21 protein-coding genes are annotated in these 20,941 nt (G+C 73.9%); 9 read left to right on the top strand and 12 right to left on the bottom strand.

Translation table 11 applies throughout. From position 1 onward, the window contains the following. Positions 1–51 precede the first annotated feature (51 nt). Positions 52–888 carry a hypothetical protein gene (locus ACZ49B_RS04600; protein WP_468300379.1) on the top strand — a complete coding sequence of 279 codons (837 nt, stop codon included), beginning with the start codon at positions 52–54 and terminating at the stop codon, positions 886–888. Between the two features lie 131 nt (positions 889–1,019). On the opposite strand, the gene ACZ49B_RS04595 is transcribed toward ACZ49B_RS04600, so the two are convergent. Together ACZ49B_RS04595 and ACZ49B_RS04590 are read right to left on the bottom strand one after the other, a co-directional pair. Beyond that, positions 1,020–1,979 (bottom strand): helix-turn-helix domain-containing protein, encoded by a 960-nt coding sequence (locus ACZ49B_RS04595; protein ID WP_468300377.1) that lies wholly within the window; start codon positions 1,977–1,979, stop codon positions 1,020–1,022. A 110-nt stretch (positions 1,980–2,089) separates the two neighbouring features. Next, a complete protein-coding gene (locus ACZ49B_RS04590) occupies positions 2,090–3,535 on the bottom strand; it encodes an RNB domain-containing ribonuclease (protein WP_468300375.1) in 1,446 nt (481 codons plus the stop codon). Positions 3,536–3,704: 169 nt separating this feature from the next. Here ACZ49B_RS04590 and yaaA point away from each other — a divergent pair, with 169 nt between their 5' ends. Continuing rightward, complete coding sequence (yaaA, locus tag ACZ49B_RS04585) at positions 3,705–4,505, top strand: peroxide stress protein YaaA (RefSeq protein WP_468300373.1); 801 nt, start codon at positions 3,705–3,707, stop codon at positions 4,503–4,505. A 222-nt stretch (positions 4,506–4,727) separates the two neighbouring features. Here yaaA and ACZ49B_RS04580 read toward each other — a convergent pair whose 3' ends face one another. Continuing rightward, complete coding sequence (locus ACZ49B_RS04580) at positions 4,728–5,474, bottom strand: bifunctional DNA primase/polymerase (protein WP_468300371.1); 747 nt, start codon at positions 5,472–5,474, stop codon at positions 4,728–4,730. A 185-nt stretch (positions 5,475–5,659) separates the two neighbouring features. After that, complete coding sequence (locus tag ACZ49B_RS04575; RefSeq protein ID WP_468300369.1) at positions 5,660–6,289, bottom strand: TetR/AcrR family transcriptional regulator; 630 nt, start codon at positions 6,287–6,289, stop codon at positions 5,660–5,662. 111 nt (positions 6,290–6,400) lie between these two features. On the opposite strand from ACZ49B_RS04575, the gene ddaH reads away from it, so the two are divergent. After that, positions 6,401–7,231 (top strand): dimethylargininase, encoded by an 831-nt coding sequence (gene ddaH / locus ACZ49B_RS04570; RefSeq protein ID WP_468300367.1) that lies wholly within the window; start codon positions 6,401–6,403, stop codon positions 7,229–7,231. Between the two features lie 10 nt (positions 7,232–7,241). Here ddaH and ACZ49B_RS04565 read toward each other — a convergent pair whose 3' ends face one another. Both ACZ49B_RS04565 and ACZ49B_RS04560 read right to left on the bottom strand, forming a co-directional pair. Continuing rightward, positions 7,242–8,258 carry a small ribosomal subunit Rsm22 family protein gene (locus tag ACZ49B_RS04565; RefSeq protein ID WP_468300365.1) on the bottom strand — a complete coding sequence of 339 codons (1,017 nt, stop codon included), beginning with the start codon at positions 8,256–8,258 and terminating at the stop codon, positions 7,242–7,244. A 134-nt stretch (positions 8,259–8,392) separates the two neighbouring features. Continuing rightward, complete coding sequence (locus ACZ49B_RS04560) at positions 8,393–9,748, bottom strand: multidrug effflux MFS transporter (RefSeq protein ID WP_468300363.1); 1,356 nt, start codon at positions 9,746–9,748, stop codon at positions 8,393–8,395. 108 nt (positions 9,749–9,856) lie between these two features. Between ACZ49B_RS04560 and ACZ49B_RS04555 the strand changes: the two genes are divergently transcribed. The 3 genes from ACZ49B_RS04555 (at position 9,857) to ACZ49B_RS04545 (ending at position 12,240) form a co-directional block, all read left to right on the top strand. Then, positions 9,857–10,618 carry an SDR family oxidoreductase gene (locus ACZ49B_RS04555; protein ID WP_468300361.1) on the top strand — a complete coding sequence of 254 codons (762 nt, stop codon included), beginning with the start codon at positions 9,857–9,859 and terminating at the stop codon, positions 10,616–10,618. A 76-nt stretch (positions 10,619–10,694) separates the two neighbouring features. Then, positions 10,695–11,555 (top strand): PhzF family phenazine biosynthesis protein, encoded by an 861-nt coding sequence (locus ACZ49B_RS04550; RefSeq protein WP_468300359.1) that lies wholly within the window; start codon positions 10,695–10,697, stop codon positions 11,553–11,555. A 124-nt stretch (positions 11,556–11,679) separates the two neighbouring features. Further along, positions 11,680–12,240 carry a GNAT family N-acetyltransferase gene (locus ACZ49B_RS04545; protein WP_468300357.1) on the top strand — a complete coding sequence of 187 codons (561 nt, stop codon included), beginning with the start codon at positions 11,680–11,682 and terminating at the stop codon, positions 12,238–12,240. A 69-nt stretch (positions 12,241–12,309) separates the two neighbouring features. Here ACZ49B_RS04545 and efeU read toward each other — a convergent pair whose 3' ends face one another. From efeU to ACZ49B_RS04520, 5 genes are all read right to left on the bottom strand, one after another. Next, a complete protein-coding gene (efeU, locus tag ACZ49B_RS04540; protein WP_468300355.1) occupies positions 12,310–13,170 on the bottom strand; it encodes an iron uptake transporter permease EfeU in 861 nt (286 codons plus the stop codon). A gap of 26 nt (positions 13,171–13,196) precedes the next feature. Continuing rightward, complete coding sequence (gene efeB / locus ACZ49B_RS04535; protein ID WP_468300353.1) at positions 13,197–14,501, bottom strand: iron uptake transporter deferrochelatase/peroxidase subunit; 1,305 nt, start codon at positions 14,499–14,501, stop codon at positions 13,197–13,199. 29 nt (positions 14,502–14,530) lie between these two features. Then, positions 14,531–15,679, bottom strand: coding sequence for an iron uptake system protein EfeO (efeO, locus tag ACZ49B_RS04530; protein ID WP_468300351.1), 1,149 nt, complete (start codon positions 15,677–15,679; stop codon positions 14,531–14,533). A 196-nt stretch (positions 15,680–15,875) separates the two neighbouring features. Continuing rightward, a complete protein-coding gene (locus tag ACZ49B_RS04525; RefSeq protein ID WP_468300760.1) occupies positions 15,876–16,748 on the bottom strand; it encodes a heme ABC transporter ATP-binding protein in 873 nt (290 codons plus the stop codon). Between the two features lie 11 nt (positions 16,749–16,759). Continuing rightward, a complete protein-coding gene (locus tag ACZ49B_RS04520; RefSeq protein WP_468300349.1) occupies positions 16,760–17,683 on the bottom strand; it encodes a FecCD family ABC transporter permease in 924 nt (307 codons plus the stop codon). Between the two features lie 80 nt (positions 17,684–17,763). Between ACZ49B_RS04520 and ACZ49B_RS04515 the strand changes: the two genes are divergently transcribed. The 3 genes from ACZ49B_RS04515 to ACZ49B_RS04505 all read left to right on the top strand — a co-directional run bounded on the left by ACZ49B_RS04515 (position 17,764) and on the right by ACZ49B_RS04505 (position 20,180). Further along, positions 17,764–18,000, top strand: coding sequence for a hypothetical protein (locus tag ACZ49B_RS04515; RefSeq protein WP_468300347.1), 237 nt, complete (start codon positions 17,764–17,766; stop codon positions 17,998–18,000). 76 nt (positions 18,001–18,076) lie between these two features. Next, positions 18,077–19,489, top strand: coding sequence for an HtaA domain-containing protein (locus ACZ49B_RS04510; protein ID WP_468300345.1), 1,413 nt, complete (start codon positions 18,077–18,079; stop codon positions 19,487–19,489). 19 nt (positions 19,490–19,508) lie between these two features. Then, entirely contained in the window at positions 19,509–20,180 is a 672-nt protein-coding gene (locus tag ACZ49B_RS04505) for a PhzF family phenazine biosynthesis protein (protein WP_468300343.1), read from the top strand. 60 nt (positions 20,181–20,240) lie between these two features. Here ACZ49B_RS04505 and ACZ49B_RS04500 read toward each other — a convergent pair whose 3' ends face one another. After that, positions 20,241–20,888, bottom strand: coding sequence for a biliverdin-producing heme oxygenase (locus ACZ49B_RS04500; RefSeq protein WP_468300341.1), 648 nt, complete (start codon positions 20,886–20,888; stop codon positions 20,241–20,243). Positions 20,889–20,941 lie beyond the last annotated feature (53 nt).

The following is a 20,941-nucleotide window of genomic DNA, read 5'->3' as shown; positions in this document are numbered from 1 at the left end:
AGGCGGAGGTCGTACGCCGGGTGATGGGGGCGTTCACGGAGAGGGGCCGGGATGAGCGGCGTACGGGTGGCGCGGTGGGCGGCCGGGGCCGTCATACCGGGGGAACTGGTTCTGGTGGTGTGCGTGGTCGCCGGGGTGCGGCTGCCCGGCTGGGCTTCGGCCGTGGCCGAGACGCTGGTGCTCGGCGTGCTGCTGCTCGAAGCCGTGGTGCTGGGCAGGCTGTACGCCGACCGGCGCGGCCGCGGCGACGACCCCGGGACGGCCCGGCGGGAGGCCGTGCGGGCCGTCGTACCCGTGCCCGTACGGAAACTGCTGCTGCACGAGCTGCGCGCCATGGCCTCGCTGATGCGGTGGGCACTGCGCCGGCCGCCGCACGGGGTGGGTGCGGGCGAGCTCGCCGCGCGGTACACGGGGCCGCAGACCGCCATGACGTACGGCTTCCTGTTCGTGTCGGTCATCGAGACCGTCGCGCTGGCCGTCCTGATCCCGTGGCCCGCCGTGCACCGGGCGGTGCTGGTCCTCGACGTGTACGGGGTGCTGCTGGTGCTGGCGATGCACGCGGCCTGCGTGACCCGGCCGCACGTGGTCCGCCGGGACGGCTCCCTGCGGATCCGCTACGGGGCGCTGTTCGACCTCACCGTCCCGCCGGACGCGGTGGCCTGCGTCCGGGTGGACCGGCGCTACCCGCAGGGCCGGCTCGTCGCCCTCTCCGGGGACGGGGTGCTCGACCTGATCGTGGGCAGCCAGGCCACGGTGACCCTGGAGCTGAACCGTCTGCTCCCGTTCACCCGGCCGCTCGGCTCCCGGGCCGAGGCCCGCACCATCCGCTTCCACGCCGACGACCCGCGCACGTTGGTGGCCGCACTGCGGCAACCCGCACCCCCGTGACGGGCTGCCGCACTGCGTCGGGACTCTCCGGGGGACGAGGAGCCGTAGACCGAGCGTGGCGGGCCGCGGCGGCCCTGTCTTGTCAAAAACGGCACGCACCGGCAGTTCACAGGAGCCCGCAGCGGCGGCCGTCACGGCGGGCCGGCTCCTTCGGTGAGCAGCACGCTGGTGATCCGGCCCGGCAGCCGGTCCAGGGCCGAGCCCGGCGGCAGCCCGCCCCGCAGGGCCGCGAGACGAGCGGGAGCCAGCCCGGTCATGGCCTTCACGTCCCGGCCGAAGTGGGCCTGGTCGTGGTACCCGCAGGCCACCGCGACCGCGGCCGGCGCCACCCCCGCCGCCAGCAGCCGCAGCGCGTGCTGGAGCCGGAACACCCGGGCGACGCCCTTGGGGGACAGGCCGACCTGCTCGCGGAAGCGGGCACGCAGCGTACGGGCGCTCCAGCCGGTCTCGGCGGCCGCCCGGGCCAGCGAGCCGCTGTCGGCCCACAGCCGGGACAGCGCCCCGCGCACCTCGGGCGCGACGAGCGGACCCCGCTCCAGGCGGGCGGTGAACACCGCGTCGAGCAGGTCGAAGCGCTCGGGCCAGGACCCCAGCGCCCGGAGCCGCTCGCCGAGGTGCCGGCCGGCGGGCCCGAGCACCTCGGCCGGGTCCACCCGCGTCTCCCCGAAGTGCGCCATCGGGATGCCGAACAGCCGGTAGGCGCCCAGCGGGCTCATGTTGACCTCCAGCCCGTGCACCGCGCCCTCGTGCACGCCGACCGCCCAGCCGGTGCGCGGGCCGCTGACCAGGGCCCCGGAGGCGGGCCGCAGACGCGCCGGCGGCTCCTGCCCGCCCCGGCCGACCCAGAGGCCCTCGCCGAAGGGGAAGACGAGCGTCACATGTCCGGTGGGGAGCTCGAGCCTGCGCCGGGGCGCGCTGAACTCCGTACGGAACCCGGTGTAGTTGACGATGTGCGGGCGCAGCGCGGCGGCGGGCCTGCGGCGGCACGCGCCCGAAGGTGAACTCGGGGGCGCACTCTGGGGCGCACTCGGGGGCGCGTCCGGGCGCGAGCCCGGTGCGGCCGGCTGTACGGACCTGTCGACGGAACCCATCGCCGGCCCTCCCCACCTGGTGCGCAGATGATGACAGGCGGCGGGCGGCCGGACCATGGCCGGCGGGCGACCCGCGGTGTCCGGCGGAGCCGGGCAGGTCGCCCGTCCCGTCACGCCGGGGCGAACAGCACCTTCGCCCGGCCCGGGTCGGCCTCCGTCAGCCGGACCCGGATGCGGTCGCCCAGCGGCAGCTGCGCGGACCGCGATTCGACGCGGCCGACCACCGCCGGCTCCTCCAGGTGGACCGTGCCCACCTGCGGCTCGTGGTCCTTGACGTCGATCACGGTCGCCTCGAAGGTCTCGCCGACGTGGTCCTTCAGCAGGGCCGCCTCGACGAGGTCGACGCACTCCCGCTCTGCCGTGTTGGCCAGCTTGCTCCCGTCGGCCATCCGCTGCGGGAGGGCGTCCAGTGCGGACAGCGCCCACTGCGGGGGCTCGGCCCCCGCCACTGCCGCCACGCACAGCTCGCCGGCGTACCGGTCGACGAGCCGGCGCAGCGGGGCGGTGCAGTGCGCGTACGGGGCCGCGACCGCGGCGTGCAGGACGGGGTCCGGGGTCGCGCCGCCGGTGAAGACCGTGTAGCCCGCGCCGCGCAGCAGCGCCGTGCACTCCTGGAGGAAGGCGGCGTGGGCGGGGAGGTGCGGGTCGAGGGTGCGGACGAGTTCGGCGTACGGCATGTGGTGCGGCCAGTCGATCCGCAGGGCGGTGGCGGTGCGCCGGAGCCGGCCGACCGCCCCGTCGGGGGCGCTGGGGAGGGTGCGCAGGATGCCGGCGCCTGCGGCGAGCATCAGGTCGGCGGCGGCCATGCCGGTCATCAGGGAGATCTGCGCGTTCCAGCCGTCCGCCGGGAGCGGGGCCCGGTAGGCGAGGCTGTACGAGCCGTCCTGCGCGACGATCTCCTGCTCGGGCACGTTCAGCGAGACGCCGCCGCGCTCCTGCTCGAGGGTCTCGCGGAGCCGGCCGACGTCCTTGAGCAGTGCGACGGGCTCCTCGGCGGTCCCGGAGTCGATGGCCTGCTGGACGCCGTCGTAGTCGAGCTTGGCCCGGCTGCGGACCAGGGCGCGGCGGACCTCGGTGGTCTCCACGCGGCCGGCGGAGTCCAGGTCGAACCGCCACAGCAGCGCCGGGCAGGTCTGGCCGGGCAGCAGGCTGGCCGCGCCCTCCGAGAGCACGGCCGGATGCAGGGGGGTCTTGCCGTCGGGGAAGTAGAGGGTGGTGACGCGGCGGTGGGCCTCGGCGTCGAGGGCGCCGCCGGGGGTGACGAAGGCGGCGACGTCGGCGATGGCGTAGTGCACGCGGTAGCCGCCGCCGTTCGGGCGCTTCGCCAGGTGCATGGCCTGGTCCAGGTCGCGGGAGGTCGGCGGGTCGATGGTGAAGAGGGGGACGTCGGTGGCGTCGAGGTCCGGGAGCCGCGGACTGCGGACCGCCTGCTCGGCCTCGGCGAGCACCCCGGCCGGGAACTCCCCGGGTACGTCCAGCTTCGTCCGCAGTTCACGCAGCGCGGCCCGCAGGGCAGCCCCGTCTGCGCCGGTCATGTGCATATGACGGCGTGGCATGGGTCGAGCGTAGGGCCTGTCTTTCGGATCAGGCCGGATCAGCGCCGCGGGCCCGGCCTGATCCGAAAGACAGGCCCTGGGGCGGGTGGCGTCGGGGGGCGCGGCGAGAGCCTTACCCTGGCTCGGGGGCCGCACCCCCTGCGCCGTGTCGTACTGAAGGAGAACCACCGTGCTCGTGCTGCTGCCGCCGTCCGAGGGAAAGGCCGCCGGCGGCTCCGGCGCGCCCCTGTCGCCGGAGACGCTGTCGCTGCCCGGACTGGCCGAGGCGCGGGCGGCCGTGCTGGCGGAACTGGTCGAGCTGTGTGCGGGGGACGAGCTGAAGGCCCGCGAAGTGCTCGGGCTGAGCGAGGGGCTGCGCGGCGAGGTGGCGAAGAACGCGGGGCTGCGGTCCGCGGTGGCCCGGCCCGCGGGGGAGATCTACACCGGCGTGCTGTACGACGCGCTGGGCCTCGCGGACCTGCCGGCAGGCGCGCGGGCTCGGGCGGAGCGGTCGCTGCTGGTGTTCTCGGGGCTGTGGGGCGCGGTCCGGGTGACGGACCGGATCCCCTCGTACCGCTGCTCGATGGGCGTGAAGCTGCCGGCGCTGGGTGCGCTGGGGGCGTACTGGCGGGAGCCGATGGCGGCGGTGATGCCGGCTGCTGCGGGGGACGGGCTGGTGCTGGACCTGCGGTCTTCGGCGTACGGGTCGGCGTGGAAGCCCAAGGGCGAGGTGGCGGGGCGGACGGCGACGGTGCGGGTGCTGCACTCGCAGGTCGTGGACGGGGTGGAGAAGCGGTCGGTGGTGAGCCACTTCAACAAGGCGACGAAGGGCCGGCTGGTGCGGGAGCTGCTCGTGGCCGGGGCCGTCCCCGCGACCCCGGCGGACCTGGTCACGGCGCTGCGCGACCTGGGCTACGTCGTCGAGGCCGAGGCCCCCACGAAGCCGGCCAAGGCGTGGTCCCTGGACGTCGTGGTCACCCAGATCCACTGACCGCCGGTCCGGTCCGGGTCCGCTGCGCGGGGCCTTTCCCCACCCCCGCCGGCGGGGCTGGAAGATCCAGCCCCGCCGGCGTTTGGGGCGCGGGGGTGCGGGGGCAGCGCCCCCGGAAACGGAGAAAGGGCGGGGCGGGGACGGGCCCCGCGCAGCGGCAGCCGTTGCCGCTGCGCGCCGCGAAGCGCAGGCGGCGGCGGGGCCCGGCCCGCAGGGCCGGGGTCAGCGGCTCAGGGGCCAGGCCGCCGAAGGGGTCCGGTCGGACGCCACCGCGTACGTGGCGCAGGCGTCCGTCAGCGTTTCCAGCAGCGTGAGGGGATCCGGGAGCGCGTGCTCCATACCGCGGATCCAGGTCACCGCCAGGTCACCGGGGAGGGCGGCCGGCGGAACCAGGACGTAGCTCCCGCGGCAGTGCCACCGCAACCCCGGATGCTCGTCCATCGTCTCCGGATGGCAGTCCAGCTCGCACGGCCACCACTCGTCCTCGTCCTCGGGGGTCCCGCGCGTCGCCGTGAAGAAGAGCATCCGGGCCTGGTCGCCCGTACCGCCCGATTCCGCGACCGGGCCGACCTCGATGCCTGCCGCCAGCAGGCGGGCCAGTGCGCTCGCCCCGGCCTCGAGCGGGACGTCCAGTACGTCGTGGACCATGCCCGTCGCGGTGATGAAGTTCGCCTGCGGCTGGTTGCGTGCCCAGCGTTCGATCTGCGCACGGTCGGTCGTCGACTGCGTCTGCCAGGCGAAGGAGAGGGGGTGCCGCGCGGGCGTGGGACAGCCGATCCGCTCGCACGAACACCGGTAGCCGGCGGGGTGGGCGGCGGGGGCGAGCGGCAGGCCTGCGGCGGCCACGGCCAGCAGAAGGGCCTCGCGTACGCGCTCGGGATCTTCGGGGGAGGGTTTGGGCCGCCGGCGCAGCCATTGGGAAATCCTGCTCTGCTCGCCGCGTTTGACGCGGCCGGACTCAGACCCCATCTATCCCCTCACCTCACCGTTTCCCCGGCAGACCCTCACATGGTCCCACCATCCTGCGGTCCGGGTGACCGCTCTCCCCAACCGGGGGGTGGGGGTTGGGCGCCGGCCGAGGGCGGACAGGTACGCGGAATACCGTCACATACCCGTGAAATTCGGCCAATTGTCCCCGGCCGGCCACCCGCCCGTCAGTCCTCGGTGACCTTCGCCACCCCGCCCAGCACCCGGTCCACCAGGGCGTCGGCATAAGCGTGCGTCAGCGGGGCCGTCCGCAGCAGCCAGCGGTACGTCAGGGGCCCGACCAGCATCTCCACCGTCACGCGCAGGTCCACGTCCGCCGCGAGCTGCCCGGCCTCCCGGGCCGCCCGCAACCGTGCCTCGTACAGGGCGAGCTGCGGCTCCAGCAGCTGCTCGGTGAAGCGGGCGCTCAGCTCGGGGTCGGTCGCCCCGGCGGCGGTCAGGGCGCGGGTGGGCGCGTCGTACTTCTCGTCGTTGAACTGGTCCACCGTCACCCGCAGCACCAGCTTGAGGTCCGCCGCGAGGTCCCCGGTGTCCGGGAAGCCCGTCCAGCCGGCCTCGGTCTCCGCGTCCCCGAAGAGCGCGAGCGAGGCGTCCAGCAGGACCGCCGCCTTCGACGGCCACCAGCGGTAGATCGTCTGCTTGCCGACGCCCGCGCGGGCGGCGATGGCCTCGATGGTCAGCTTGTTGTAGCCGACCTCCCCGACCAAGGCGAGCGCCGCGTCGAGGATGGCCCGCCGCGAGCGGTCGCTGCGGCGGGCGGGGTCAGGGGGTCTGCCGTCGGACGTTCTGTTGCTCATTCGGACAAATTATCAACGCGAGACGTCTCGTCTTTGTGTCATTCCGTAAATCACCCCATCAGTTCACTGCGCGGTTTGCGCGGAGGGGAGACGATTCTCTTCACATCTCCCGTGAGTCGTGAGGAGCCTTCTTTGCGCAGAGACGCCACACCCCGGCGCTACTTGATGTGCCCACCCGCACACTTCAAGGTCACGTACTCCATCAACCCGTGGATGGATCCCACGAAACCGGTGGACCTGCCCCTCGCACACGCCCAGTGGGAAGACCTCCGGGACCGCTACCGCTCCCTCGGCCACACCGTCGAGACGCTCGTACCGGACCCCGAGCTGCCCGACATGGTCTTCGCCGCGAACGGCGCCCTCGTCGTCGACGGCCGGGTGCTCGGCGCCCGGTTCGCCTACCCGGAGCGCGCCGCCGAGGCGGAGATCCACCTCGACTGGTTCCGGACCCACGGCTTCCAGGACGTCCACGAGCCGTCCCATGTCAACGAGGGCGAGGGCGATTTCGCCGTCACCGCCAGCTACATCCTGGCCGGCCGGGGCTTCCGCTCCAGCCCGCTCTCGCACGACGAGGCGCAGGAGTTCTTCGGACGGCCGGTCATCGGCCTCGACCTGGTGGACCCGCGGTACTACCACCTGGACACGGCGCTGTGCGTGCTCGACGGCGACGAGGTCATGTACTACCCGCCGGCCTTCTCGCCCGGCAGCCGGGCGGTGCTCGAGCGGCTGTTCCCGGACGCGCTGATCGCCGGCGCCGAGGACGCCGCGGCCCTCGGCCTGAACGCCGTCTCCGACGGCCGGCACGTCCTGCTCCCGCAGGCGGCGGCCGGGCTGTTCGCACCCCTGCGGGACCGGGGCTTCGAGCCGGTCCCGATGGACCTGGGCGAGCTGCTCAAGGGCGGCGGCAGCGTGAAGTGCTGCACCCAGGAGCTGCGGATGTAGCGCCGCGGGGCTACGAAGTGGCCGCCGGCGGCCACCCCTGGCCCCAGTCGGCGTCCCGCGCCGCCTTGTACAGGTCACCGTGGCGCTTGGTCACGTTGACCCGGGTCAGGCCCTCGCCTTCCTGACCGCACAGCTCCAGCTGGACGAGCCCCTTCCGGATCTGCGGCCTCCGCGTGATCCGGGAGGGGCCCGGTTCCACCGGGAAGCGGGTCGCGGCCACGTAGCTGAACTTCTCGTCCTCGTACGGGAGGGACCCGCCCTTGACCTGCCGGTGCAGGGAGGACCGGCTGACCCGCGCCGAGAAGTGGCACCAGTCCTTCCCGACCTCGATCGGGCAGGTGCCGTCGTGCGGGCACGGGGCGGCGACCTTCAGCCCCGCACCGATCAGCTGGTCGCGGGCCTCGCGGATGCGCAGGTACCCCTCGGGCGTGCCCGGCTCGATCAGCACCACGGCCTGCCCGGCGCGGGCCGCCTCGGCGACCACGGCCCGGCGGGCCTCCGGCGTGAGCTCGCCCAGTACGTACGACACCGTCACGAGGTCCGCCTCGGGGAGGGCCAGCCCCGATCCGATGACGGCCCGCCGCCACTCGGCGGCGCGCAGCACCTCCGAGCCGGAGGACGCCGCGAGCTCCTTGCCGAGGGCCAGCGCCGGCTCCGCCCAGTCCAGGACGGTGGTGCCGCGCGGGCCGTCCCAGACGGCGTCCACCGCCCAGGTCGCCGCGCCCGTGCCGCCGCCCACGTCGACGTGGGAGGCCGGGGACCACTGCGGCGCGGCCTCGGCGAGCGCGTCCAGGGCGGACCGTACGGCCTCGAAGGTGGCCGGCATCCGGTACGCCGCGTACGCCGCCACGTCGGAGCGGTCACGCAGGACGGGCGCGTCGGTCGGGGTCCGGCCGCGGTAGTTGGCGATCAGCCGCTCGACGGCGGAGGTGGCCTGCTTCGGCGGAAGCCCGTCGAGCAGCCCGCCCAGCGCGGACCGCAGGGTTTCGGCGGTGGTGGGGACGGAGGCGGAAGCGGAGGCGTTCACCTGGGAAGTTTACGGCGCCGGGGACACCCCGGACGCCGTGCCCCCGCCCCCGCCCGTGCCCCCGCCTGTGCGGCCGCCCCCGCCTGTGCCCCCGCCCCCGCCCGTGCCGTCCGGCCGGGACCCGGGCGTCCGGCTCAGACCGCGGACTCCCGGTTCTGCCACGGGCGGCACATGCCGGCGAAGCAGGCGGCCGCCAGCAGCGAGCACACCAGCTGGACCACCGCCATCGGCACCGCCGTGCCCTCGCCCGCGATGCCGACCAGCGGCGAGGCGATCGCCCCGACCAGGAAGGAGGACGTGCCCAGCAGGGCCGAGGCCGACCCGGCCGCGTGCGGGGTGCGCATCAGCGCCAGCGCGTTGGTGTTCGGCAGCACCACGCCCATCGCCGACATCAGCACGAACAGCGCGGCGGCGATCGGGACCAGCCCGACCTCCCCGAACACCCCGGCCGCCATCAGCAGCAGCGCCACCGAGGCGGCGGTGATGACGGCGATCCCGCCCGCCAGCACCTTGTCCAGGCGGACCCGGCCGACCAGCAGCTTCCCGTTGACCTGCCCGGCGGCGATCAGGCCGACCGAGTTGAGGCCGAACAGCAGGCTGAAGGCCTGCGGCGAAGCCCCGTAGATCTCCTGCACCACGAAGGGCGAGGCGGAGATGTAGGAGAAGAGCGTGGCGAAGGCGAAGCCGCCGGCCAGGGTGTACCCGGCGAAGACCCGGTCGGCGAGCAGCCCGCGCATGGTCCGCAGCGCGGAGCCCACGCCGCCGGTCTGCCGCTGCCCGGGCGGCAGGGTCTCGCCGAGGCTGCGCCAGACGACGAGGGTGAGCAGGGCGCCGACGGCCGTGAGGACGACGAACACCCCGCGCCAGTCGGAGAAGCGGAGCACCTGGCCGCCGATGAGCGGGGCGACGACCGGGGCCACGCCGGATATGAGCATCAGCGTGGAGAAGAAGCGGGCCATCTCGACCCCGTCGTACAGGTCGCGTACGACGGCCCGGGCGATGACGACCGCGGCCGACCCGGCCAGGCCCTGGAGCAGCCGGAAGCCGATCAGCAGCTCGGCGGTCGGGGCGAGGGCGCAGATCGCGGTGGCGAGGACGTAGACGACCATGCCGATCAGCAGGGGCCGGCGGCGGCCCCACTTGTCGCTCATCGGGCCGATGACGAGCTGGCCCAGTGCCATGCCGGCGAGGCAGGCGGTGAGGGTGACCTGGATGGTGGCGGCCGGGCTGTTCAGGGCGTCCGTGACCTCCGGCAGGGCCGGCAGGTACATGTCCATGGACAGCGGGGGGAGGGCGCTGAGCCCGCCGAGTATGAAAGTGACGAGCAGTCCGGTACGGCGGGCGGACGTGAGCGGTGCGGAAACGGTCTGCGGCGCGGAAACGGTCTGCGGCGCGGAAACGGTCTGCCGTGCGGAAGCGGTCTGCGGTGCGGAGGGCGTCTCGGGCGACGGCTCGTGCGAGGGGGCCGTCGCGGGGCCTCTCTCCGGCATGCGGAACTCCAGTCTTTTCGTCGTCTTTTCACACCCCCGACCGACCCATGCTCTCAGCTGTCGGAACGTCCGTGGAGCGGTGCGACATGTGACGTACCCTGCGGCCCCATGAACGCAAGTGGGAAGAAGATCGCCCTGGTCACCGGAGCGGGCTCCGGCATCGGCCGCTCCGTGGCCCTGACCCTGGCCGCCGCCGGCTGGTCGGTGGCCGTGGCCGGCCGCCGGACCGAACCGCTGGAGGAGACGGCGAAGGCGGCCGGGGCCGACGCGGACGTGCTGTGCGTACGGGCGGACGTGAGCGATCCGGACGACGTGGCCGCGCTGTTCGCCGCGGTCCGCGAGCACCACGGGCGCCTCGACCTCCTCTTCAACAACGCCGGGACCTTCGGCCCGGGCGGCGTCCCGCTGGAGGACCTCACGTACGAGGCCTGGCGCTCGGTGGTCGACGTCAACCTGACCGGGTCCTTCCTGTGCGCGCAGGCGGCCTTCCGGCAGATGAAGGCGCAGGACCCGCAGGGCGGCCGGATCATCAACAACGGCTCGATCTCCGCGCACGTGCCGCGGCCGAACTCGGTCGCCTACACCGCGACCAAGCACGCCATGACGGGCCTGACGAAGTCCCTCTCGCTGGACGGACGGCCGTACCGGATCGCCTGCGGGCAGATCGACATCGGCAACGCGGCCACCGAGATGACCGAGCGGATGCAGACCGGGATCCTCCAGGCGAACGGGCAGCTGGCGGTGGAGCCGGTCATGGACGCCGCCGACGTGGCGCGCACGGTGCTCCACATGGCGGAGCTGCCGCTGGAGGCGAACGTGCAGTTCGCGACGGTGATGGCGACGGCGATGCCGTACATCGGGCGCGGCTGATCCCCTGGCCGGGGGCGGACGGACGGCCTGCCGGAGCCACGGGAATGCGGGCAGCGGTACGGGAGTTGGGGTGATCATGACTGACGTGCTGCGTTACACCGCCTTCTCCGACGACCCGGCAGGCGGCAACCCCGCCGGGGTCGTGCTCGATGCGACCGGGCTCGACGAGGCCGACATGCTCGGTATCGCCGCCGAGCTGGGCTACAGCGAGACGGCCTTCCTCACCGCCCCGCCGGAGGGCCTCGGCGGGGAGGCGGGACGGGCCTTCACGGTGCGCTACTTCAGCCCGAAGGCGGAGGTCCCCTTCTGCGGGCACGCCACCGTGGCCACCGCCGTCGCGCTGGGCGAGCGGATCGGGCCGGGCGAGCTGGTCTTCGCGACCCCCGCGGGCACGGTGCCGGTGTCGGTGACCCGGGACGGGCAGGGCGGCCTGCGGGCCGTCCTGACCAGCGTCGAACCGCACGTCGAGGACGTCGACCCGGCCGACCTCGCCGAGGCGCTGGCCGCGCTGGACTGGCCGGAGGCCGACCTGGACCCGGCCGTCCCGCCGCGGATCGCCTACGCCGGAGCCCGTCACCTGGTGCTCGGCGCCGCCACCCGGGCCCGGCTCGCGGACCTCGCGTACGACTTCCCCCGGCTGGAGGCGCTGATGCGGCGCCTGGACCTGACCACCGTCCAGCTGGTGCACCGGGCGGGCCCGGCCCTGTTCGACGTACGGGACCCCTTCCCGGTCGGCGGCGTCGTCGAGGACCCGGCGACCGGAGCCGCCGCGGCCGCCTTCGGCGCGTACGCGCGCGAGCTCGGCCTGGCCCCGGCGGACGCGGTGCTCACCCTCCGCCAGGGCGAGGACATGGGCCGCCCCGGAGTCCTGACGGTCGAACTCCGCGCCGGCGACCCCCGCGTGCGGGTGGGGGGCAGCGGGGTCCGGATCGGATGACCCCGCGACCCGCGCCCGGTGACTCCGGCGGCCCGCCCGGCCTCTGCGGCCCGCGCTGCCTCTGCGGCCCGTCCGGCCGGGGCCGCCCGCGCGGGAGCTCGGGCCGTGGAGAGGTGGCCCGCGCGTGACGGCGGTGGTGACGTACGACGAGGCGGAGCTGCCGGCCGGGCTCGCCGAGCAGGTCGCGGCGCTGGAGGCGCAGGCCTGGCCCGGAGCCCGCGCCGGGCACGACCCCGCGCTGGCCCCCCGGGTGATGCTGCTGCTGGACGAGGACGGCACCGTGGCCGCCTCGCTGGCGCTGCTGCACAAGCCCGTCCGGCACGCGGGGCGTACGTACCGCGCCGCCGGGCTGAGTGCGGTGGTGACCCGGGAGACCGCGCGGGGCCGCGGGTACGGCGGCCGGCTCGTGGCCGCGGCCCGCGCGGCGCTGGCCGCCGACCCGGGCGTGGACCTGGTGCTGTTCAGCTGCGACCGGCCGCTCGTCCCCTTCTACGAGGCGGCCGGCTTCACCCGGCTGCCCGGGACCGTACTGGTCGGCGGGACGCCCGAGGAGCCGCTGGCCACGGACGCGCCCGGCTTCGCCAAGGAGGTCCTGGCCGACTTCCCCGGCCCGGACACCGATCCCGCCGCCTTCGCGGGAGCACGGATCGCCCTGTACCCGGGGCTCGTCGACCGCCTCTGGTGAACCGGCCCGGGCATGCGGAAGGGGCCCGGATCATCCCGATCCGGGCCCCTTCCGCATGACTGGCGATGCCTACGAGCTGCTGGTCTCGGCCTCCGCGGAGACCGCCTTCGCCGGGGCCGCCGCAGCCGTCGTACGGCCGGGCACCCCGAGGAACAGGAGCAGCGTCGGGACCAGGTACAGCAGCCACACCGCGACCTGGAGCCAGGTCGGGTCCGGCTGGAAGTTGAACGTGCCCTTCAGCAGCGTCCCGTACCAGCTGTCCGGCGGGACCGCCGAGGTGACGTCGAAGGCCCTGTTCATGAGGCCGGGCAGGAACTCGGCCTCCTGGAGGTCGTGGACCCCGTACGCGAGCACGCCCGCGGCGACCACGACCAGCATCCCGCCGGTCCAGGTGAAGAACTTGGACAGGTTGATCTTCAGCGCACCGCGGTAGAACAGCCAGCCCAGCAGGATCGACGAGCCGATCCCGAGCAGCACGCCCACCAGCGGACCCGCGCCGTTCCCGGCCGCGTGGACCGACCGCCACACGAACAGCGAGGTCTCCAGGCCCTCCCGGCCGACGGCCAGGAACGCCGTCGTCACCAGGGCGCCCGTACCCATCGCGAGGGCCGCGTCGAGCTTGTCCTGGAGTTCGGCCTTCATGTGCCGCGCGGTGCGCTTCATCCAGAAGACCATCCACGTCACGAGGCCCACCGAGACGATCGACAGGCTGCCGCCGATCGCCTCCTGCGCCTGGAACGTCAGCTCCGAGGTGCCGAACTCGAGCCCCGCGCCGAAGGCCAGGCTGAGCGCGGCCGCGAGGCCGACGCCGAGCCACAGCGGCCCCAGCTTGTCCTTGTTCCCGGTCTTCACCAGGTACGCGATGAGGATGCAGACGACCAGGCTGGCCTCGAGCCCCTCGCGCAGGCCGATCAGGTAATTGCTGAACACGTCGGTTCCTTTCCGTGCTGCCGGAACTACGCGAACAGCGCCCGGCCCCACCAGTCGTCCTTGTCGCGGACGCCCGGCGGGATGGCGAAGACGGCCGAGCTGACGTGCTGGATGTACTCGTTGAGCACGTCGTTCTTGGCCAGGTTGCGCTGGATCGGGACGAAGCCCTTGCGGACGTCGCGCTGGTAGGCGAGGAAGAACAGGCCCGCGTCGAGGCGGCCCAGTCCGTCCGAACCGTCGGTGAACGAGTAGCCGCGGCGCAGGATGGTGGCCCCGCTGTTGCTGTCCGGGTGGGCGAGGCGGACGTGCGCTTCCGGCTTCATCGCCTTCAGGAACGGCTCGTCGCGCTCCTTCGACTTGCCGACCGGCGCGCCCTCGGCCTTGTCGCGGCCGAAGATGTCCTCCTGCTCCTGGAGCGGAGTGCGGTCCCAGATCTCGATGTTCATGCGGATCCGGCGGGCGACCAGGTAGGAGCCGCCGGCCATCCACGCCGAGTCGCCCTTGGCCTCGTCCGCGACCCACACGTGCTTGTCGAGGGCGGCGGTGTCGGTGCCGGCGATGTTCCGGGTGCCGTCCTTGAAGCCCATCATGTTGCGCGGGGTCTGCTCGTCCGGGGTGGTGGAGGAGGTCTTGCCGAAGCCGAGCTGGGACCAGCGCACCGCGGTCTTGCCGAAGCCGATGCGGGCGAGCTGGCGGATGGCGTGCACGGCGACCTGGGGGTCGTCCGCGCAGGCCTGGACGCAGAGGTCGCCGCCGCTCTTGGCCGGGTCGAGGTTGTCGCCGGGGAACGCCTCGAGGTCGACCAGGGCTTCGGGGCGCCTGCCCTCCAGGCCGAAGCGGTCCTTGGCGAAGAGGCCCGGGCCGAAACCGATGGTGAGGGTGAGGCGGGAGGGCTTGAGGCCGAGGGCCTCGCCCGTGTCGTCCGGCGGGGCCTCGGGCATGCCGCCGACGGCGCCCTCGCCGACGGGGAGTCCGGCGGTCATCCGCTCGGCGGCCCGCGTCCAGTCCTTGAGGAGCTGGACGAGCTCCGCGCGGTCCTTCGTCTTCACGTCGAACGCGGCGAAGTGCAGCCGGTCCTGGACGGCGGAGGCGATACCGGCCTGGTGCCTGCCGTGGAAGGGCACGGCGGAACCGCTGAGCGCAGCCGGAACGGCGTCCGTGGTGTCGGTGAGCGCGGCGACCGTACCGCCCGCCGCTGCGGCGCCGAGCGCGAGCCCGGCACCGCCCCAGCCGAGCACGGCCCGGCGGGACGGCCCGCCGGTCGCCTCACCGGCGGCGTCCGCGGCGGCGGCCTCGGTGGCCTCGCCGGTGGTGCTGGTTTCGTCAGACATGTCCGTTACCCCTGTACCCCTGATACGCGTTACTTGGCGACGGCGGCGGCAAGCTTGGACAGCGGCTCCCCGAGGGCGCTGACCGCGTCCGAGAGCTCCTTGCGCTGGTCCGGGCCGACGGTCTCGTACGAGGTGAACTCGTAGGTGTTCTTGTCGGCGCGGTACTTGTCGAGCAGCGTGTTCATCGCGGCGAACTGCTTGTCCAGCTCCGCGGACAGGGCCGGGTCGTTCTTCGCGGCGACCGGCTTGAGCAGCTCGTACGCCTTCTGGGCGCCCTCGACGTTGGCCTTGAAGTCGACCAGGTCGGTGTGGCTGTAGCGCTCTTCCTCACCGGTGACCTTGCCGCTGGCGACCTCGTCCAGCAGCTCCTTGGCACCGTTCGCCATCGAGGTGGGGGTGATCTCCGCCTGGCCGACCTTCTTCTGCCAGTCGGTGAGGTCGGTGATCAGCGTGTCGGCGAGCTTCTTCTCGTCGTCGCCGATCTTGTTGTCGACCCACAGGGCCTTCTCCAGGCGGTGCCAGCCGGTCCAGTCCTTCGCCGGGTCCTGGCCGGCCTCCAGGCCGTCCTCGCGGACGTCGACCTTCGGGTCGATGTCGCCGAAGGACTCGGCGACCGGCTCGGTGCGCTCCCAGCCGATGCGGGACCCGGCGTACGCCTTCTTGGCGGCCTCGACGTCACCGGCCTTGACCGCGTCCGCGAAGGCCTGCGCCTTCGGGAGGGTCTGGTCGGCCTGCTCCTGCACGTACTTGCGGTACTCGGCGACCGCGGCGTCCAGCTCGGGGCTGCGCTTCTCGGCGGCGCCGTTGCCCGTGGCCTTGACCTTCTGGCGGATGCCGTCGCCCTTCATGCCGGGCTTGCAGGCGATCTCGTAGTCGCCGGCCTTGATCTCCGCGGTGATGGAGGCCTTGGTGCCGGGGCCGATGTTCTCGCGCTCGGCGACGATGCGGTCGTCCGGGAAGAGGACGTAGACCTCGGTGACCTTGGAGCCCTTGTTCTCGACCTCGAGGGTGACCTTGCCGGCCGGGAACTCCGTCTTGGAGACCTCGCACGCGCTGTCGGAGGCGGCGATCTTGACGGCCCCGTCGCCGTCGCCACTCTTCTCGGCGCAGCCGGTGACGGCGGTGAGCGCGCACACGGCGGCGACCGCGGTGAGGACGGTGAGGCGGGCGGGACGCATGGGGGCTCCTGGCTGTCTGGCGTTCGGCAGACGGCCGCCCCGATCAAGAGGGGCGGCCGGTGAGGCGGACCTAACTTAACCGAGGCTTACCTGACCCATGCCCGCGCGTCCAGTGATTCAGGCCACACGAACGGCTGCCGGACACGGGGCCGTCACGGCCCCTTCAGGAGCAACCCAAGGAAAGGTCAAGCCGAGGTCAAGCCGACATGACTCTTCCGTACGGCGGAACAGCGGTCGTCGCGGCGGAACGGCCCTCGTCCCGTACGGGGACCACGAGCGGGACCCCGGTCCGCGGATGCGGGAGGACCTCGACCGCCTGCCGGTAGACCCGGCTCAGCAACTCGTCCCCGAACACCTCGGCCGGCGGGCCGTCCACCACGATCCGCCCCTCGTGCAGTACGGCGGCCCGGTCGGCGTACGCGGCGGCCAGGCCCAGGTCGTGCAGGACGAGCACCACCGCGTCCCCGGCCGCGGCCCGCTCCCGGCAGATCCGCAGCACCAGCTCCTGGTGGCGCAGGTCCAGGGCCGCGGTCGGCTCGTCGAGCAGCAGCAGCGGGGCCTGTTGGGCCAGTACGCGGGCCAGCGCGACCCGGGCCCGTTCGCCGCCGGAGAGCGCGGAGAAGGGGCGGGCGGCGAAGCCGGCCACCTCCGTCGCGGCCATGGCGGCGGCCACCGCCTCCTCGTCGCAGTCGGCGAGCGGGGTGCCGGCCCAGGGGGCGCGGCCCATCCGTACGACGTCCCCGACGGGGAACGGGAAGGACATCTCCGCCGACTGGGGGAGCACGGACCGGCGCAGGGCCAGATCCGGGGCGGCCCAGTCGTCCACCGGGCGCCCGTCGATCCGTACGAGGCCCTCGGCGGCGGGCAGATCCGCCGCGAGGGCGGCCAGCAGGGTGGACTTGCCGGCGCCGTTCGGGCCGACCAGGGCCAACACCTCGCCGGCCCGCGCGGTCAGGTCGATCCCGGCCAGCACCGCGCGCTCGCCGAGCCGGACGTGGAGGCCGACGGCCTCGGCGAAGGCGGCGCCGGGGGACGGCCGGACGGGGATGCTGCGTCTGCTGCGCCGCAGGAACGGGATGCTCACGCCCAGCCTCCTTGCCTGCGGCGGGTGCGACGCAGCAGCCAGAAGAAGAACGGGCTGCCGATCAGGGCGGTCAGCACACCGAGCGGCAGCTCGGCGGGCCGGGCGATGGTCCGGGCGGCCAGATCGCCCCCGAGCAGCACCACGGCGCCGGCGAGGGCGCTGCCCGGGACCAGGAAGCGGTGGCCGGGGCCGTTCGCCATGCGCAGCAGGTGCGGGACGAGCAGCCCGACGAAGGTGATGACGCCGGCCACGGCGACGGCCGCCGCGGTGAGCAGCGCGACGACGAGGATGAGCGCGAGGCGCAGCCGCTCCACGTCCACGCCGAGGTGGCGGGCGGGCCGCTCGCCGAGCGAGAGCAGGTCCAGCTCGCGGGCGTGGAAGGGGGCGACCAGCAGGCCGGCGAGCGCGCAGGGCAGGACGGCGAGCACCTTGGGCCAGGTGGCCTGGGCGAGGGAGCCGAGCTGCCAGAAGGTGATCTGGTTGACCTGGCCGCTGTCCGCGAAGAAGACGAACAGGCCGATCAGGGCGCCGGCGAAGGCGTTGACGGCGATGCCCGTGAGGATGAGGGTGACGACCTCGGTCTTGCCGCCGTTGCGGGAGAGGAGGTAGACGGAGGCGACGGTCACGAGCCCGGCGGCGAACGCGCAGGCGGTGACGGTCCAGTTGCCGAAGAAGCTGAGCCCGAGTCCGATGGCGGCGACCGCGCCGACGGCGGAGCCCGCGGAGATCCCGATGACGCCGGGCTCGGCGAGCGGATTGCCGAACACCCCCTGCATCAGGGCCCCCGCGCAGCCCAGGCTCGCGCCGACGAGCAGCGCGAGCACGACCCGGGGGAGCCGTACGTTCCACAGCACGCTCTCGCCGACCCGGTCGAGCGCGGCTCCGCCGAGCCCCAGCCGGTGCTGCACGGAGCCGAGCACGTCCGCGACGGGAATCCCGTACGCGCCGATCCCGGAAGGAGGCGGAGCCCTCGAACGCCGGGCTCTACGCCGCCCTCGGGGTGGCCGTCCTGGTCCTGGCCGGCGGCGCGGTCCACCTCGTGCTGCGCCGCACCCGCCGTACGGAGGCCGCCGCGGGCGACGCGGCGGGCCCGGACGACCCGGTCACGCCGGCCGACCCCTCCGGCCCCGCCGACCCGTCCGGCCCCAGCGACCCGTCCGGCGCTGGCGCCCCGTCCGGCCCCGGCGACCCGGACGGCCCCGCCGATGCCGCGGACGCGCAGCAGCCCAAGCCCTGACCCTCGCGCCCGTCCCCGACGGCCCTCCACCTCACCCCCGTCAGCCACCCCCGTTGCCCCTCAGGAGGCCCCTGCAATGTCCTCGTCCCGCCGTCCGCTCGCCCTCGCGGCCGTCGTCGCCACCGCCACCGCCGCCGCACTCGGCGCCACCGCCTTCGTCCTGCCCGCCACGGCCGCGGACGGTCCCCCGACCGCCCCGGTGAAGATCGTCGGCGGCACCCTCGACTGGGGTGTGCTCGCCGGCTACCGCGCCTACGTGACCGGCATGGCCAAGGGCGCCATCACCGTGGCCGACGGCGCCAAGCAGAACGAGGACGGCAGCCTGCGCTTCGGCGCGCCGACCGGACAGTACGAGCCTGCCGCCGGACACGTCGTGAAGGCCGTCTTCAAGGGCAGCGTCACCTTCTCCTCGCCCGCCCCGCCGGCCGGCCACGGCTTCGAGGTCAAGCTCTCGGACTTCCGCATCGACACCGGCACCAAGAAGGTCACCGCGGACGTCACCAAGGGCAGCGCCACGACCCAGGACGTGCCGCTGGCCACGGTGGCCTTCGCCGGCCGGTCGACGGAGGGCCTCGCGACCACCCTCACCAAGGAGGCCGCGGACGCGCTCGGTTCGGCCTCGTACGAGAACAAGGCGGGCGACCCGCTCACCGCGAAGCTGGAGTTCGAGAAGCCCGCCCCGCCCAGCCCCTCCCCGACCCCCACGACGTCGGAGGCCCCCTCTCCGGCCCCGACGAAGTCGGCGACCCCCTCCGCGACGCCCACGGTTCCGGCCGACGGCCCGCAAAAGATCCTCGGTGCCAAGCTGACGTGGGGCGTGAAGGAGTCCTTCCGCACCTACGTCCTGAGCGCGGGCTCGATCACCCCGGCCGGCGGCGCCGCCAAGAACGGCGACCTCTTCGACTTCGCCCTCGGCAAGGGCGAGCTGGACGCGAAGAAGCAGACGCTGAACGCCTCCTTCGAGGGGAACCTGCGCTTCCAGTACGCGGCCCACGGCATCGACGTGACCTTCGCCAACCCCCGCGTCGCCGCCGCCGGCAAGACCGGCACCCTCTACGTGGACGTCAAGAACGCCTCCGGCAGCAAGACGGACGTCCCGTTCGCCACGCTCGACCTGTCGAAGGCGGACTACAAGACCAAGGACGGCGTACTGGCGCTGAGCCCGGTTCCGGCCGTCTTCACCGCCGAGGGCGCCGCCTCCTTCGCCAACGACACCACCGGGTCCCCGTACAAGGCCGGAGACGCGATCGACCCGCTGGGCCTCTCCGTGGCGGTGGACAAGGGCGCCGCCCTCCCGGCGGGCGGCGGCCCCACCCCGAACTCCGGCAGCCCGGGCGCCTCCGTAGGCGGCGGCAGCGTCGGCGGGAACCTCGCCAGCACCGGCGCCGAACTCCCGGCCGGAGCCCTGCTCGCCGCCTCGGGCGCGGCCGTCGCGGCGGGTGCCGGCGCGGTGTTCCTCGCGCGCCGGCGGAGCGCCGTCCAGATCTGAACCGTGTTTCAATTTCCGCGTGAACGATCTAGATGTGCTCAAGGTCTTCTGCGCGGGCGACGGGCGCCACGGCAACCTGCTCGGCGTCGTACGTGACGGCCGGACCTGCCCCGACGATGCGTCGCGGCAGGCGCTGGCCGCCGAACTCGGCTACAGCGAGACGGTGTTCGTCGACGACCCCGAACGCGGGGTCGTCGACATCCGCACGCCCGGGACGCGGATGACCTTCGCCGGCCATCCGCTGGTCGGGGTCGCCTGGCTGCTCGACATCGAGGAGCTCCAGCCGCCGGCCGGCTCCGTATGGGCCCGTGACGACGGGGAGTTCACCTGGATCACGGCCCGCCCCGAGTGGGTCGAGGGCAAGCGCACCGAGCAGTACGCGAGCCCCGCCGAGGTCGACGCGCTGCCCGCGCCGCCGCCCGGCGAGGGCTGGCTGTACGCCTGGGCCTGGGAGGACGAGACCGCGGGCCGTATCCGGGCCCGCGGCTTCCCGCGCCGCCCCGACGGGGTCATCGCCGAGGACGAGGCCACCGGATCCGCCGCGATACTGCTGACCGCCGAGCTGAACCGCGCCCTGAACATCACCCAGGGCGCGGGCTCCCAGATCCTCACCGCGCCCGGCCCGGACGGCACCGTCGAGATCGGCGGCCGCGTCCGCTTCGCGAAGCTGCCCGAGGCGCGGACCGAGTAGGCACGCACCGCGGGGTCCGCACCGACTCGGTGCGGACCCCGCGGTGGAGGCCGGAGCGCGTCAGGCGCTCAGCGGGAACTCCCGGCCGAGCTCGCGGAAGACCGCGCCGTTGAAGTCGAAGGCGCGCTTGCACTCGTCGATGATGCGCTGCTTCTCCAGGTCGTCCGCGGCGATCGCGTCCAGCAGCTCGCGGTAGCTCCGCTTGAAGGCCGCGGGGTTGGCGATCTCCGCGAAGACGTAGAACCGGACGCCGTCGCCCTTGCGCGTGAAGCCCCACGTCCGCTCCGCCTTGTCGCGGATGATCTGGCCGCCGGAGAGGTCGCCCAGGTAGCGGGTGTAGTGGTGGGCGACGTAGCCGCCCGGCCAGGTGGCCGCGCACTGCGCCACGCGGGCCGCGTAGGACTCGGTGGCGGGCAGCGCGATCAGCGTCTCGTGCCAGGACGGCCCGCGCAGGTGCGCCAGGTCGCGCTCGATCTCGGCGACGCGCATCAGCTCGGGCCGTATGAACGGGCCGGCCACCGGGTCGTCCTTCAGGGACTCGGCCGCGTCCTCCAGGGCCCGGTACACGAACCACAGCTGCTCGGTGTACCGCGTGTACGCGTCCACCCCGAGCCGGCCGCCGAGCAGGTCGCTCATGAAGGTCGAGGTCTCTGCCTCGGTGTGCTGCTCGTGCGACGCGACACGGATGACCGTGGAGAAGGCGTCCAAGACAATCCTCCGGAGACGGGACGGGGGGCGGGCGGGCCCGCCGGGCGTGACGG

The organism is Streptomyces sp. NPDC031132 (assembly GCF_055570595.1).
The sequence above is the reverse complement of the archived record's forward strand: the minus strand, read 5'-3'. Positions and strand labels throughout refer to the sequence as shown.